This is a genomic window from Legionella drancourtii LLAP12, assembly GCF_000162755.2.
GTDB classification, from domain to species: domain Bacteria; phylum Pseudomonadota; class Gammaproteobacteria; order Legionellales; family Legionellaceae; genus Legionella; species Legionella drancourtii.
This window is the reverse complement of the sequence record NZ_JH413848.1, coordinates 155,105-171,462: the sequence shown is the minus strand read 5'-3', so window position 1 is coordinate 171,462 and position 16,358 is coordinate 155,105. Positions and strand designations below refer to the sequence as shown.

Below are 16,358 nucleotides of genomic sequence, written 5' to 3'. Positions count from 1 at the left end.
TCACTAGCACCTCTCCCGGTTTATAATAATCACAATATCCTTCTCGCTGATTAGAACCAATTTACTTGAATAGAAAAACTAACCAGAAATTCCATTCAAGATAACTAATTATAGAGCACAAAAAAAATATATAGCGAAATAAAAGGCAATAATGCTCTATAATTGAACAAAAAAAGAATGTGTAAAAATATATAAAGTAGCTTTAGGGATTATTATGCAAAACAAAATCGATGATTTTCAAACAATTGCTCTGTTTGATTTTGATGGCACCATCACCACGAAAAGTACCACCACGCCTTTTTTGAAGTTCATAAGTGGACCAACTTTTTTCCTCAAACTGCTACCCAAACTCCCCAACCTTGTCGGCTATCAGATTCATCTCACCGACCTCCATCAATTAAATACGTCTATTGCACAGACTTTTTTTAAAGGATTATCCCGTGAATTTTTATATGAGGAGGGTGAAAAATTTTCCACCCAAATTATTCCTTCGTTAGTGAAAAATACCGCTTATAAACGTATAAAATGGCATAAAGAGCAAGGACATTATTGTATATTGGCAACTGCTGCGTTCAATATTTATATTGATTATTGGGCGAAAATGAATGGATTTGATGATTTAGTGTCGACCAAAATTTGCTTCAACACTCAAGGTTTAGCCACAGGCAATCTAGATGGTCAAAGCTGCTATGGTGCAGAAAAATTAAAGCGCGTTTTAGAACTAATTGGTACTCAATCACGTTTAATTTATGCCTACGGAGATAGTTCCGGTGATAAGGCTATTTTAGACTACGCAACTTACCCGTATTATAAAATATTTAAATAGCGCATTGGGCGCGCTCAATTGAAGAAATAACCTATCTTGAACTCTATCAAAAAGTCAGTTTTCTCGCTAACAAAATTAAAGAAACAGCTCAAAATAAACCTATTCTCCTAATTTTCGATGCAGGGCTCGATTATATTATTTCTTTTTTAGCAACTTTATTTTCACATCACATTGCAGTAACAGCTATCCCTCCTCGCAAAACAAGGCATATGGAACGATTAACCAAAATAATTAAAAACTCCGATACTTGTTTAATGCTCACTCATAGCACCATCAAATCTTACTGTTTAAATAACAAATTAGATTTTGCGTTCAATACTGAAATTATCTGCATTGATGAAATCGTCTGGGACAAAAAATCAGACTTCATTATTCCTTCATTCAAAGCTGATGACATTGCCTTCTTACAATACACCTCAGGTTCAACCGGCTCACCTAAAGGGGTCATGGTAACTCATGGAAATATTAGCGCTAATCTGAAATTAATAGCCACTTCGCTTAATCCAGATTTTCTTAAGATTTGTGTCTCATGGTTACCTATTTTTCATGATATGGGATTGATTGGTTGTACTCTACTACCTTTGTATTATGGCAATACAGCCATCTTTATGGCTCCGACAACATTCCTTAAAGATCCGGCATTTTGGTTAGAAAGTATTAGTAAACACCAGGCTACTTATACTATGGCACCGAATTTTTCTTATGATTTAGCGATTGATTCACTTTTAAAAAAAGAAAACCTTAATCTTGATTTTTCTCATGTGCACCATTTGGTTAATGGGGCTGAGCCTATAAAGCCGTCAACAATTCATCGTACTGAAGAGTTTTTAAAACCTTGGGGACTAAATTCAGGAGCAATGAAACTGGGTTATGGCATGGCCGAAACAACATTGAATGTGGCGGTTCATTTTCACGAAACTAATTCTCGAATTGTTCCTTTTTCTTCGGCCGCCCTAGAAAAAGGTACCATAGAAGCACCAGAAAACAAAGATGACGTAACTGAATTAGTAAGTTGTGGAATTATTGACAAACACTACAACGCAAAGATAGTTGATCCGGAAACCCAAAAGCCTTTAGCTCAGGGGCAAATTGGTGAAATTTGGTTACAAGGAAACTCAGTAACAGCCGGCTATTACAATGATCCTGAGAAAACAAAAGAAATTTTTAATGCCTATACGCGTGATGACAATGAAGGACCCTTTTTACGCACTGGTGATGTGGGGGCAATTGCTACTAATCAGCATCTTATTATCTGTGGCCGTTTGAAAGATTTGATGATCATCAATGGTCGCAATATTTATCCGCAAGATATTGAAAAGGCATGCTATGAATCACATACTGCTTTAGTCAATGACAGTGCCGCGGCTTTCAGCATTAAGGTGGAAGGTTATGAAGTCTGTATTCTCATGGCGGAAGTTCAAAAACACCTTAGCGAGGAAATCTATACAGAGATTATGTCTACAATAAAAAAAGCAGTTTTTGAAGAAGCCTCTATTATACCCTATGACATTGTACTCATCCCTCCTCACTTCATCTCTAAAACCAGTAGCGGTAAAATTCAGCGTGCTGCATGTAAAATGAACTTCCTTGCTAATAAATTTCATTTATTAGCAAGGCTTAAAAAATCACGTGAATCAACACCCCAAATACAATTTAAACAGAAAACCACCTCTATAAAAAATAACCCTATTCAAGAATGGCTAATACAGTGGGTTGTCATTCATTGTGAAATAAACATTTCTGATATAAGCATTGATGCACAACTAGCCTTTACTGAGGCTGGTCTGGATTCAATCAAGCAAATTACATTAATTAATGATTTAGAAAAACTCATCCAACACCCTATTGAACCATGGTTCATATGGCAGCACCCAACGATTCAAAGTTTATCGGAAGCATTAAATACAGAACTAAAATCACATGAAGCGTGCGCTCTGTATGACAAGATAGAATCGCTATTAATACAAAAACCGATTATATCCGCTCCCAATGATAATTTTATTTCACAAGAGCATAGTAAAGAACAAACTATTATTGCCTCTGGCCAGGCCTCTACGTTACAAATAAATCTTCTGTCTTTAATCAAAAAGTGCCCTAATGAAAGCCCTTATGCTATCCCACTACTTTGTAAAATCGCATCAGGATATGAATTAGGCAAATTACAACAAGCACTCCAATACTCAATAAATACTATCCCAGCATTAAGAACGGCCTTTAAGGAAAATAGTGATGAACTTGAATATGTTATTTATAGAGAAGCACACTGTGAAATTGAAATAATTAATACGCAAAATATACTGAACACCATTGGCAATTTATTGATGAAACCCATCAATATTGAATCCCCTCCTCTCATTCATGCTCACCTGATTAAAACAGAAGGTCAACCAGATTATCTGTTAATAAAAATTCATCATTTAATTATGGATGGTTTATCTGCTGAATTATTTCTTAGAAAACTAGAAAACAATTATTTCCGACCTCCGGAATCGCCAATATCAATTGAAGAGCAAAATTACATTCACTCCTATTCTGAAGATGAAAAAGCATATCCATCTGCTCTAAAAAACAACAGCGATTATTACCAACAGTTAAAAGAAGCAATTGCGCCTTTGACGATTAATGAAGAAAATAAATTTAGCGAATTTGGCAAACTTTATTATACAAAACTGTCCATAGATCAGACAAAAAAAATAAGATTTTTTTGTAAAGAACAAGCCATATCGTCTTACACCTTGTATTTATATCTTTTCTGTAAAGCCATTTCTGAGCATTATTGTACCCCTGATATATATATCAGCATTGTTAAATCAAATCGTGCAAAACTTGTCACCCCAACAACATTAGGTTATTTCGCCGATAATATTCCTTTACTTATCAACATCAATAGTCAAGAAAATTTTTTGCAACAACTACACCAAATTCAACGCATTATTCTGCAAATAACCATGAAATATGAACACACAATTAAAACTATTGATTTGGAAAAAACAGGATATCAACAGCCTAATTTTATTTTCAATCACTATCAATTAGTAGAGGACATGAATTTACTTTATCCTGATGACTCCATGCTTATAGAAAATATAATTCAACAACCAGAGCAAGTGCCTTTGTGGAATTATCGCAGTCCTGAGAAACTCAATCTGATGGTAAGAAGCAGCTTAAAAGGCGATTGTATAAGTTTGATTTATAATCCTGTTAGTATATCAAAAAACGAAGCGACCAAATTGTGGTCGACATTTATACAAAAAATCATGGAGCTATAAATACCTGTAATAGCAATTAATCAGCTTGCACAAATTGTGTCTGTTGGCTGTAATGGGACTTGAATAAACAACGGGCCCTGAGCCTACCGTGCTTATTGCATTTACTTTAAATGTATAAGATGTACCGTTATTTAGTCCATAAATGGTACGGAGCCGCGGCGTTGGTTACATTATTGTGTATTGGCTACTGCTGCACTCAATGTTTATGTTGACTATTAGACTAAATATGAACGGATTGATAATTTAGTATCAACCAAAATTAATTTCAATAAACAGGATTTAGCCACAGGAAAAAAGCTGTTATGGAGCGTGCATTTTAGAACTAATGGGTACTCTATCGCATTTAGATAGTTCCGGTGATAGGGCTGTTTAGACTATGCAACTGATTAAAACATTCAAATAGGAAACTAAATTGGCTTTGGCGCACAATTGCTCATGGAGAAGCCTAAACTTGATGCTCCTTTCTGGTAAAGGAGCATCAACAGTTAGGATTTATTGACCCGGAAGCGCCAATAAATCTCGTTTGGCTAAATAAGATGTCCTCTCTCAGCACAAGAGAGGATTGAAGATTATTATTCTTCTTCAGAATCGATATGGGTAGCAACAGGAACTACTTCTGATTGTTCTTCAGCAGCAACAGGCGCAACCTCGGTTTGTGGCTTATCTTTCCACTCTAACTTCACCCGGCCTTGCTTATCAACACCAGCAACAAATACCTCAATTTCCTGGCCTTCTTTTAACACATCTTCTACTTTTTGTGCGCGGTCATTACAAATTTGTGAAATATGCAATAAACCATCTTTTCCAGGTAACAGATTAATAAAAGCACCGAAATCAACAATCTTACTGACTTTACCTTGATAAGTTTGTCCGACTTCAACCTCAGCAATTAATGCCTTAATTTGCTTTTGTGCTTCTTCTAAAGCATCCATGTCTGGAGAGAATAATTGCACAACCCCCGTATCATCAATATCGATAGAAACACCAGTACTCTCAATCAATCCTTTAATGGTTGCTCCACCTTTACCAATAATGGTACGAATTTTATCTTCAGCAACTTTCATTGTTGTAATTCTGGGTGCATGCTGTGATAATTCTTCACGGTGTTCCGCTAAAGCATTATTCATGATACCAAGAATATGAATACGACCTGCTAAAGCTTGCTCAAGAGCTTGCTCCATAATCTCACTGGTAATTCCCGTAATTTTAATATCCATCTGTAATGCGGTAATTCCCTGCTCCGTACCAGCAACTTTAAAGTCCATATCACCTAAATGATCTTCATCACCTAAGATATCGGTCAATACAGCGAAGCGATCACCTTCTTTAATTAAGCCCATAGCAACACCAGCAACAGGCGCTTTTAAAGGCACACCAGCATCCATCAATGCCAAACTAGTACCACAGACAGTAGCCATAGAACTTGAACCATTAGATTCAGTAATTTCGGACACGACACGCAATACATAAGGGAATGCACTTGCTTCGGGCAATACGGCAAGTAAAGCACGTTTTGCTAAACGACCATGACCAATTTCGCGGCGCTTTGGACTACCAACCATACCGGTTTCACCAACAGAGTATGGAGGAAAGTTGTAATGCAGCATGAAGCGATCTTTGCTTTCAACATTAATGCCATCAAGCATTTGCGCATCACGTTCATTCCCTAAGGTAGCAACCACAATAGCTTGGGTCTCACCACGTGTGAACAGGCAAGAACCATGTGTTCTTTCTAATAATTTGGTACGAACAGCGATTGGACGAACTGTTTTATGATCACGACCATCAATACGTGGTTCGCCATCTAAAATACGGGTACGCACGGTAGCTCGCTCTAAGTCACCGAACATATTACCAATAACATCTGCTTTTAATTCTTCATTTTCAGCTAGCAAGGCTGCAATAGTTTGTTCCTTTAATACACCTAAACGTTGATAACGCTCTTGTTTATCTTTAATAAGATAGGCCGCTTCAACATCGTGCTTGGCTATATCAGCAATTCGTACTTGTAAATTTTCATCCACGGCAGGAGCAGCCCAATCCCAACGTGCTTTACCGGCTTCTCCGGCTAATTCCTCAATTGCTTTAATGACGCTTTTCATCATTTCATGACCAAACATAATTGCGCCACGCATTACATCTTCGCTTAATTCTTTCGCTTCAGATTCAACCATTAAAATTGCGTCTTTAGTTCCAGCAACGACTAAATCGAGCTTAGACTCTTCTAAAGCTTTACGACTTGGATTTAATAAATAAACGCCGTCCTTATAACCAACACGAGCAGCGCCAATCGGGCCATTAAATGGCACACCAGAAATTGCCAACGCTGCAGAAGCGCCAATCATGGCAATGATGTCTGAAGAAATTTCTGGATTTAAAGAAAGAACCGTAGCAATGATCTGTACTTCATTGGTAAAGTTATCTGGGAATAAGGGGCGAATTGGGCGGTCGATCAAACGTGAAATTAATGTTTCATTCTCACTTGGTCTGCCTTCACGCTTATTGAATCCACCGGGGATTTTTCCTACTGCATAAAATTTTTCTTGGTAATTTACTGTGAGTGGGAAAAAATCATTCCCTTCACCGCCTTCCTTTTTACCAACTACAGTGACTAATACCTGAGTGCCATTCATACTAGCTAACACGGCACCATCAGCTTGGCGTGCAATTTCGCCGGTTTCTAATACTAGGGTATGGTCACCGAATGCTATTTCTTTTGTAATTTTAGCCACGAGATATTCCTCTTTTAATAATTATAACGAAAAAAAGGCGCAGAGTAGTGCGCCTTTATTTAACTAACTGTCTATATCAATGCACCTTTAGCAAGGTGTCTTAATTCAACAATCAATAAGAATCTCTCAATTCTAATTTTTGAATCAATGTTTGATAACGAGCGTGATCATTGCTTTTCAAATATTTTAAAAGTTTACGACGCTTGTTTACTAACTCTTGTAAACCACGACGAGAATGAAAATCTTTTTTGTGTTCTTTAAAGTGTTCAGTCAAGTACTTGATGCGACCAGTAATTAAAGAAACTTGAACTTCAGGCGAGCCAGTATCTTTATCGGCACGCTTAAATTCATTAACGATTGCTGCTTTATCCGCGCTATTTAGCGACATTATACACTCCTGGAACTACTAAGTATTCATTTAAAGGCGAACATTCTACCAAGGCATACCAAACGAAACAAGTGCTGTAAATTAATTTGTGCAAAATATTTCATATTTAAGCCAGATTAAAAAGCCAACAACCTCTTCGCCCTTAAATCACCATTAGCATTAAACTCACCTAACCCAATAAATTGTACACGTTCATCGTAAAGACGAACACAATTTACCCCATCTACATCTAATTTCTTACAAACAACCCTACCCTGACGGATAGTTAAAATTTCATCATCGACAAGAACCACTTGCGGCAAATAATCAACAGCTCTATCCATGGGTATGAGACAAGCAATGCGCTCTGCCAAAGACATACGTTCCAACTCATCAAAGGTATACATCGGCAGGTCATCTAATCCAGATGTATAAAGACGATGCAAACGCGTAACATGGGCACCAACACCCAACTCATCACCAATATCTTCAATTAAATTGCGGATATACGTTCCCTTACTGCACGCTACAGTCAATGAAAGCTGTGCTCCATCAAACGCATTTAACTGCAAATCACGAATAAAAATTTCTCGCGCCTTGCGCTCCACTTCAATACCCTCGCGCGCTAAGCGATACAGCGGCATGCCCTTGTATTTTAATGCGGAAAACATGGAGGGAGTTTGTTTTATATGCCCTTTATAATTAGCTAATACCTCAACTAAACGGGATTGAGAAACACTAAAGGCTTCAGCATACGCAATTACGTCACCAGTTGAATCTGCAGTATTTGTTTTAATCCCCAACATTCCTGTTGTTTCATAACACTTATCTGCGTCAAGCAGGAACTGGCAAATTTTGGTTGCTTCACCAAAACAAAGAGGCAGCATGCCGGTAGCTAAAGGATCTAAACTACCGGTATGACCTGCCTTTTTTGCGCCAAGCAAGTTCTTGGTTTTCTGAAGCGCCTTATTGGACGTCATGCCTTCAGATTTATTGAGCAATAAAATTCCATTTATTACTAAGGGCAACTCAGAGTTCTTCATTATCATCAGTGGATGGCGAATTAACATCATCAATTAAACGGCTTAAACGCTGGCCATATTCAATTGATTCATCATAAATAAAATGAAGTTGCGGCACGGTACGCAAAGTAATACTACGTGCTAAAGCACTGCGTAAATAACTGGCTGCCGCATTTAAAATAGTTGCAGCCAATTTTTTATCCGCGTTAAGCACGGTAAAGTATATTTTTGCATGACCTAAATCTGCAGCAACTTTCACTGCAGATATAGTTACAAAGCCATTTAAGCGAGGATCTTTTACTTCCTGAGGAATGATCTGAGCTAACTTTCGCTGAATCATTTCAGCGATTCTATCTGTACGTTTAAAATTTTGCCCCATATTTATAAATCACGCTTTATTTCAACAGTTTCATATACTTCGATTAAATCACCGGGTTTCACGTCATTGTAGTTTTTCACCCCAATACCGCATTCAAAACCTTGGCGAACCTCAACCACGTCATCTTTAAATCGTCGTAAAGACTCTAAAGTTCCTTCATAAATCACCACATGCGAACGCAGTACACGAATTGGATTATTACGCTTAATAACCCCTTCAACGACCATACACCCCGCAATCGCACCAATTTTTGGTGACTTGAATACATCACGAACCTCAGCAATACCAACGATTTCTTCTTTAAATTGTGGTGCAAGCATTCCGGTTAAGGCGCCCTTGATTTGATCCACAATGTCATAAATTACGCTGAAATAATGAAGAGCCACAGACTCTTGCTCCGCTAAACGCTTCGCACTGGCATCTGCTCTGACGTTAAAACCAATTAAAACAGCGCTGGAAGCAATTGCTAAGTGAACATCAGATTCAGTAATGCCACCAACGCCGCTGGAGATCACCACAACCTTAACTTCCTCATTAGAGAGTTTGACTAAGGCATCTGAAATCGCCTCAACAGAACCTTGTACGTCAGCTTTAAGCACGATGTTCAATACTTTCGACTCAGCAGCAGTCATATTTTCCATGATGCCTTCTAAAGAAGACTTTTGGCGTCTAGCCAACTTCACATCACGGAACTTACCCTGACGGAATAAAGCGACTTCACGTGCTTTTTTCTCATCAGGCACAACAACTGCTTCATCCCCAGCATGAGGAATTGCTGATAAACCAAGAACCTCCACAGGAATCGACGGACCGGCACTCTCAACCATGTCGCCATTATCACCAACCAGGGCGCGTACACGGCCGTACTGGAATCCTGCTAAAATAATATCACCCTTATGTAGCGTTCCGCTTTGCACTAATACGGTTGCAACAGGACCGCGGCCTTTATCCAGACGTGATTCAATAACCACTCCTTTCGCAGCACCGTCAGTTAATGCCGTTAATTCTAATACTTCTGATTGCAATAAGATAGCATCAAGCAGATCGTCAATACCTACACCCGATTTTGCAGAAATATTAATAAACATCGTGTCGCCGCCCCAGGCTTCCGGAATTACATCATAAACGGTCAATTCGTTCATAACACGTTCAGGATCGGCATCCGGCTTATCCACTTTGTTAATCGCCACAATAATAGGCACACGGGCCGCTTTGGCATGTTGGATCGCTTCAATTGTTTGTGGCTTAACGCCATCATCTGCGGCAACAATCAAAATAACAATATCAGTAACCTGGGCTCCACGTGCACGCATTGCAGTAAATGCGGCGTGCCCCGGTGTATCAAGGAATGTAATGTCACCTTTAGGTGTACTTACGTGGTACGCACCAATGTGTTGTGTAATACCACCAGCCTCTCCTGAAGCAACTTTAGTGCGGCGAATATAATCCAACAATGATGTTTTACCATGGTCAACGTGTCCCATAATAGTCACTACAGGTGCACGAGACTCAGTGTTACTGCCTTTAGAAATTGCCTCACCTAAGCCAACTTCAATAGCGTCTTCTTTAATAACGCGCGCCTTATGTCCCATTTCCTCAACAACAATAACCGCAGTTTCTTGATCGATTACCTGATTAATCGTTGCCATCGCCCCCATAGTCATCATAACTTTAATAACTTCGGCCACTTTAACTGACATACGTTTTGCTAACTCAGCAACTGTAATTGTTTCAGGAATCAATACGTCACGGACTACAGGCGTTGTTGGTAACGCAAACCCGTGCGTTAAGCTTTCTTCTGCTTCACGATATTTATCGGATTTTTCTGAGCCTTTCCGCTTCTTAAATTTACTACGGCCACCACGTCTATGCGCGTCTTGGTCGTCCTCTTCACGTTCATAATTAGATTGGTACTTAGATTTTTTCTTTGCTTTTTTGAATTCTGCTGATTCAGCTTCAGGACTCGCCGCTTCTGGATGTTTCTTTTTAATAGGTTTCTCAACCTTAATTTCTTCTTTAGTGGATGTTGCTGCGGTAGCTTCTGCAGGTTTTACTGCATCTTCTACACTAGTCAACTCAGCAATCACGTCCGTTGTCGTCCCGACAACATCAGGAACATCGGTCATTTCAACGTCTTGCACAACATCAGCAACAATAGACTCAGGTATTTCTACTACAGGATTCTCAGTAGTTAATTCAACAGGAGTTTGTTCTTCAGTGACAGCAGTATCCATAGGAATAACGGCCTCATCTACTTCTGGTTGCTCAATAAGATTACTGCGTTTTTCAAAAACTTTTTTCTTACGTACTTCAACATTAACAGTAAGCGTTTTGCCACTATGCGCATCATGACCAACTTTTACTTGCGATACGCTTTTACGCTGCAAAGTTATGCGTTCAGTAGCATGTGCTGCATGCACGGAACTACCTTTTAAATGATTAAGTAAGATACGCTTTTGCTCTTCATTCACAGTCTGTTGATCATCAGTAAAAGATAATCCTGCTTCCTGTAACTGGTTCAATAAGCGTTCAACCGAAATACCAACGACTTGTGCTAATTGTTTAACCGTCACATCCGCCATATTTTAATCCCCTTTCAGCAGCCTATGATATATTCATTACGAATGAACATAACTGCGTTCTGAAACACGTTATAGATTTATGTATCCATGGTTTTATAAAAACCATGGCTCTCTGGCTTTCATAATTAAAGCGCCAGCTTTTTCTTCGGACATACCGTCAATTTCCAATAACTCATCTACGGATTGTTCCGCTAAATCTTCCATAGATGTAATCCCTTTTTCGGCTAATTTATTCGCCAATTCTTCTGTCATACCATCCATAGCTAATAAAGATTCATCAGGTGCACCAGCTAATCCTTTACCAGAAGTCAGAGCCATGGTAAGTAAATTATCATTGGCTCTATTTCTTAATTCTTCAACAATTTCATCGTCAAATTCTTCAATAGCCAATAACTCTTCTTTAGGTACATAAGCTACTTCTTCAAGCGACGAGAAACCATGTGCTACTAGTAATGTAGCAATTTCTTCATCTATTTCCAGTGCTGAAGTAAATAATTTAACAATTTTGCTGGACTCTTCCTGGTTCTTATTCTCAAACTCATCCGTAGTCATTACATTTAATGTCCAACCGGTTAACTGGCTGGCTAAGCGTACGTTTTGGCCATTTCGCCCAATAGCTTGTGATAATTGGTCTTTTTCAACAGCTAAGTCCATGGTATGGGTATCTTCATCGACAACAATTGAAGTAATATCGGCAGGGGCCATGGCATTAATTACCAATTGTGCCGGGTTATCATCCCACAGAATGATATCGACACGCTCGCCACCAAGCTCGCTTGATACTGCTTGCACGCGTGCACCACGCATACCCACACAAGCACCGACTGGATCAATTCGACCATCATTCGTCTTAACCGCGATTTTAGCTCTGTTTCCAGGCTCACGGGCAGCAGCTTTAACATCAATCACATTTTCGCCAATTTCAGGCACCTCAATGCGGAATAATTCAATAAGCATTTCATTGCGAGTACGGCTAACAAATAGCTGAGGGCCTCGTGCTTGCGGTATTATTTCGTATAAGTACGCTCTGACTCGATCATTTGGACGAAACATTTCATGAGGTAACATTTCAGTACGTGGCAAGAATGCTTCTGCTTTGCCACCTAAATCAATGATTATATTATCACGCGTAACCTTTTTAACGGATCCGTAAATCAATTGTCCTAACTTACTTCTAAATTGCTCAATAACTAAATCGCGCTCAGCTTCTCTGACCTTTTGCATGATCACCTGACGCGCAGCTTGCGCCTCAATACGACCAAATTCAATTGACGGAATAGATTCTTCAATACGCTCTCCAACTGTTATTGCTGGATTGCGCTCTTTAGCTTGTGCCAAAGTTAATTGATGTTCTGGAAATTCTACGTCATCCTCATCAGCAACGACATCCCAGAATCTAAATGTTTCATACTCACCCGTGCGGGGATCTAATTTAATGCGAACGCCTATCTCTAGTCCAAAGATCTTGCGAGTAGCAGACTCCAATGCGGCCTGAATGGCAAGTATAATAACTTCTTTACTTACGCCTCTTTCGGTTGGAACCGAAAGGGGTTTTGAAATTTTTGATAACGCCTCAGCAACTAATAACAATTCTTTGCTCATTGTTCGCCTCTCTATACTGTCAAATATGCTTTCACAATATTTGAAAAAAGTAGTTCATGATCTTCGCCATTTATATTTAGTACTACAGAATTCTCAGATGCCGAGACTATGGTACCTAGCAATTTGCGCTTATTATTAACTGGCTTAAACGTTTTAATCTGGACAGACTGTCCTATATAACGTTGATATTGCCAACTATAAAATAAGGGTCTGGGGATACCAGGTGATGATACCTCTAAACTATAATTACCAGGGATTGGATCTTCCACATCCAGTAAGGCACTAACTTGGTGACTTACGTCCTGACAGTCTTCAATGCCAATTCCATCTGCTTTGTCTATGTATATGCGCAGCAAAGAATGCTTGCCTTGAGAAAGATATTCGCATCCCCAAAGTTCATATCCCATATCATTGATAGTAGGAGCTAATAATTGTTCCAGTTCATCTTGAATCATAGTCTTAACAAACAAAAAAAGGGCGCATACGCCCAAGTCTGCTAACTACTAACCTGGATTCGCAAAGTACCCTAAATTAAACGTAACCCTAGCCAAAACAGTTGAATCAATGCGAGTCACTGCTGCACAGAATTTTAAAGTTTTTCTAGGTAATAAAAAACCCCATAGATGGGGTTCCAAAAAGTGGTAGCGGGGGCAGGATTTGAACCTACGACCTTCGGGTTATGAGCCCGACGAGCTACCATGCTGCTCCACCCCGCGTCAACTGAAATGAAGTATACTCATACTCACCGTGATTAGCAAGCATTTTCACTAAAGTTTCTAAGTTAATTTGTAAATGCATTAATACAGCTAACAATTAGCGCACTTGGGAAGATACCTAAATACAGCAATGAAAGACAATTTAAAGATAATACTAAGGTATTGCCCTTGCTAATCATAACTGGTTCTTCATGTATTGGTTTGTCAAAATACATCAACTTAACGATGCGTAAGTAATAGTAGGCACCAATTACAGTAAACACTAAACCTACTATCGCAACCCAAGTCATATGCACATCGACTAAGGCTTTTAGTACCAGTAGTTTAGCAAAGAAACCAACCGTTGGTGGAACTCCAGCCATAGAAAACATAATGATTAACATCAAAAAGGCTAGCCATGGATTTCTTTTGTTAAGTCCTTTTAAATCATCAATATTATCGATTTCCATGCCATGGCTAGACATTAATACAATGAGACCAAATGCTGCTGCTGAAGTTATTGCATAGACTAAAATATAGTATAGTGCCGCTGAATAACCGGCAGCACTCGCAGCCAGAACACCAAATAAAGCGTAGCCAATATGTGATATTGCAGAATAAGATAATAACCGTTTAATACTCGTTTGTACTACCGCAAATAAATTGCCTAACCCCGTTGACAGCAAAGTAATTACTAAAAGGATCTGTTGCCATTGTGCTGTAATATCAACAAAACTAATAGTCAAGAATCTAAATGCCATACCTAATGCGGCAACTTTAGGAGCAGCACTGATAAATAGGGTTACTGAGGTTGGTGCTCCTTGATAGACGTCCGGCGCCCACATATGAAATGGCACCGCAGCCAATTTAAAGCACACACCAGCCATAATAAATACCAAGGCAAATGATAATAATGCACTTTCCTGCTGCCAATTTGCGGCAATTGAGCTCGCAACATCTAATAGATCTAATTTTCCAGTAGCCCCGTAAATCAGTGAAATTCCATACAATAGCATCGCTGACGCAATAGATCCCATCACAAAATATTTCATTGCAGCTTCTGAAGCATCACTGTCTGTGCGCCGAATTGCCGTCATGGCATACAAGGGCAAGGACATTAACTCCAAACCGAGAAAAATCGTGAGTAAAGAATGAGCGGAAACCAGAATCATCATCCCTAGCGTAGAAAAAAGACCTAAGACATAATAATCACCGGAAGGCATCTGTCGCTCATCGATGTAATGACGAGAATAGATAAAGCTAAGTAACACAGTTAGGTAAATAAAAAACTTCATTAGCTGGGCCATATCATCACTGATAAACAGTCCATTTAATGTAATAACTTTATACATACCTAAATACAGGAAACTAATACATGCGGCTAAAATCAAACCAACACACGAGATAACAAATGCTATAGACTTATAGCGATGACGTAAAAATAAGTCAGCAAGCAATGCAAGGCTCGCCGTGGCCAATATAACCATCTCTGGTAGCGCTACATGGATATTTTCAAATAATGCGATCATATTGATTAACCTTGCTATATTACAATTTTGTTTGGCTGGCTAATGCCAGAGTATGGCTTACCGTTTGATGTATGTACTCTAGCAAAGGTTTAGGATAAACCCCCATGGCAATAACCATCAACGCAAGTAGAACATAAGCACTTAGTTCAAAACTAGACAGATCTTTCAATGCGGCAATTTTATCATTGGCAACTTTGCCGAAAATAACGCGCTTATACATCCAAAGATTATATGCTGCAGCAGTAATTAGCGTGCTGGCTGCCCAGAACGTTATCCAAAAACCCGCCTTTATTGAACCAACAATTACCATGAATTCACCAACAAAACCGGAAGTGCCTGGTAATCCTGCATTGGCCATACAAAACAACATAAAGAAAGAAGCAAAGATGGGCATCGTATTGACAATCCCGCCAAAATCAACAAGACGACGTGTATGCATACGATCATAGATAAATCCTACGCCGGCAAACATTGCGCTGGAGACAAAGGCATGTGAAATCATCACTACGATAGCGCCTTCTAAAATTAAACCCGCATTACTTAAGCCCGTTTGTTTCGCAATAGCAAAGATGGCAAAACAGCCTAAAGTAACAAAGCCCATATGCGAAATGGATGAATAAGCAATTAAACGTTTCATATCCTTTTGGATAATTGCTACCAAGGCAATATAAACAACAGCGACTAATGATAAGGCAATCATTACGCCAGCATATTTACTGCAGGCATCTGGAACGATAGGTAAAGAGAACCGAATAAATCCGTACGCACCAAGTTTTAATAAAATAGCCGCCAGAACAATAGAACCACCAGCGGGTGCTTCTGTATGCGCGTCCGGCAACCAAGTATGTACTGGGAACATTGGAATCTTAATTGCAAAACCAAGGAAAAAGGCAATGAAGATCAATGTTTGTGCGGTCATGTTCAGTTTTATCGCATACAAGGCTTCTATATTAAATGTACCCGCGATGTAGCCTATATACAGAAAACTAGCCAGCATTAAAACTGAACCCAAAAAGGTATATAAGAAGAATTTAATCGCCGCGTAAACACGATTGTCAGATCCCCAAATACCAATGATCAGATACATAGGAATTAAAGTTGCTTCCCAGAAGATGTAAAAGAGGATTGCATCTAAAGCGGAAAACACGCCAACCAATAATCCCTGCATAATTAAAAAAGCAGCTAAGTATTGTGAAACTCGATTAGTAATACTGTCCCAGGTAGCAAGAATCACCACCAAATTAGTGAAGATGCTCAAGACAATTAATAATAATGACAAACCATCGATACCAAGACTATAGCTAATACCTTTTGATCCACGACACAGGTCATTCCTAAGTTTTTTTATTGGTTAC

Annotated in this window: 9 protein-coding genes, 1 tRNA gene and 3 pseudogenes; 2 read left to right on the top strand and 11 right to left on the bottom strand. The window is 39.0% G+C overall.

All coding sequences use genetic code 11. The annotated features are described in order from the left end of the window. Positions 1 to 214 precede the first annotated feature (214 nt). Both LDG_RS16890 and LDG_RS16885 read left to right on the top strand, forming a co-directional pair. Positions 215 to 826 (top strand): HAD-IB family hydrolase, encoded by a 612-nt coding sequence (locus LDG_RS16890; RefSeq protein WP_006872668.1) that lies wholly within the window; start codon positions 215 to 217, stop codon positions 824 to 826. After that, entirely contained in the window at positions 823 to 4,095 is a 3,273-nt protein-coding gene (locus LDG_RS16885; RefSeq protein ID WP_324602970.1) for an AMP-binding protein, read from the top strand. Before LDG_RS16890 ends, LDG_RS16885 begins: the two co-directional genes overlap by 4 nt. Positions 4,096 to 4,667: 572 nt before the next feature. On the opposite strand, the gene pnp is transcribed toward LDG_RS16885, so the two are convergent. The 11 genes and pseudogenes from pnp to LDG_RS16835 form a co-directional block, all read right to left on the bottom strand. Further along, positions 4,668 to 6,827: a polyribonucleotide nucleotidyltransferase gene (pnp, locus tag LDG_RS16880; protein WP_006872666.1), complete on the bottom strand. Its 2,160-nt coding sequence runs from the start codon at positions 6,825 to 6,827 to the stop codon at positions 4,668 to 4,670. Between the two features lie 112 nt (positions 6,828 to 6,939). Beyond that, on the bottom strand, positions 6,940 to 7,215 hold the full coding sequence (rpsO, locus tag LDG_RS16875; protein ID WP_006872665.1) for a 30S ribosomal protein S15: 276 nt from the start codon (positions 7,213 to 7,215) through the stop codon (positions 6,940 to 6,942). Between the two features lie 116 nt (positions 7,216 to 7,331). Continuing rightward, positions 7,332 to 8,237 carry a tRNA pseudouridine(55) synthase TruB gene (truB, locus tag LDG_RS16870; protein ID WP_040536391.1) on the bottom strand — a complete coding sequence of 302 codons (906 nt, stop codon included), beginning with the start codon at positions 8,235 to 8,237 and terminating at the stop codon, positions 7,332 to 7,334. Beyond that, positions 8,224 to 8,595 carry a 30S ribosome-binding factor RbfA gene (gene rbfA / locus LDG_RS16865; RefSeq protein WP_006872663.1) on the bottom strand — a complete coding sequence of 124 codons (372 nt, stop codon included), beginning with the start codon at positions 8,593 to 8,595 and terminating at the stop codon, positions 8,224 to 8,226. Before rbfA ends, truB begins: the two co-directional genes overlap by 14 nt. Positions 8,596 to 8,597: 2 nt before the next feature. Then, positions 8,598 to 10,619, bottom strand: a pseudogene (gene infB / locus LDG_RS16860) (translation initiation factor IF-2); the annotation flags it as partial. Between the two features lie 210 nt (positions 10,620 to 10,829). Then, positions 10,830 to 11,177: pseudogene (locus LDG_RS20770) on the bottom strand (translation initiation factor IF-2 associated domain-containing protein); the annotation flags it as partial. 93 nt (positions 11,178 to 11,270) lie between these two features. After that, positions 11,271 to 12,779, bottom strand: a complete 1,509-nt coding sequence (nusA, locus tag LDG_RS16855; protein ID WP_006872661.1) for a transcription termination factor NusA — start codon at positions 12,777 to 12,779, stop codon at positions 11,271 to 11,273. A gap of 11 nt (positions 12,780 to 12,790) precedes the next feature. After that, a complete protein-coding gene (rimP, locus tag LDG_RS16850; RefSeq protein ID WP_006872660.1) occupies positions 12,791 to 13,234 on the bottom strand; it encodes a ribosome maturation factor RimP in 444 nt (147 codons plus the stop codon). Positions 13,235 to 13,418: 184 nt separating this feature from the next. Then, positions 13,419 to 13,495, bottom strand: a tRNA-Met gene (locus LDG_RS16845). A 65-nt stretch (positions 13,496 to 13,560) separates the two neighbouring features. Further along, positions 13,561 to 15,003, bottom strand: a complete 1,443-nt coding sequence (gene nuoN, locus LDG_RS16840) for an NADH-quinone oxidoreductase subunit NuoN (RefSeq protein ID WP_006872659.1) — start codon at positions 15,001 to 15,003, stop codon at positions 13,561 to 13,563. Between the two features lie 19 nt (positions 15,004 to 15,022). Further along, positions 15,023 to 16,312: pseudogene (locus tag LDG_RS16835) on the bottom strand (complex I subunit 4 family protein); the annotation flags it as partial. Positions 16,313 to 16,358: the final 46 nt, after the last annotated feature.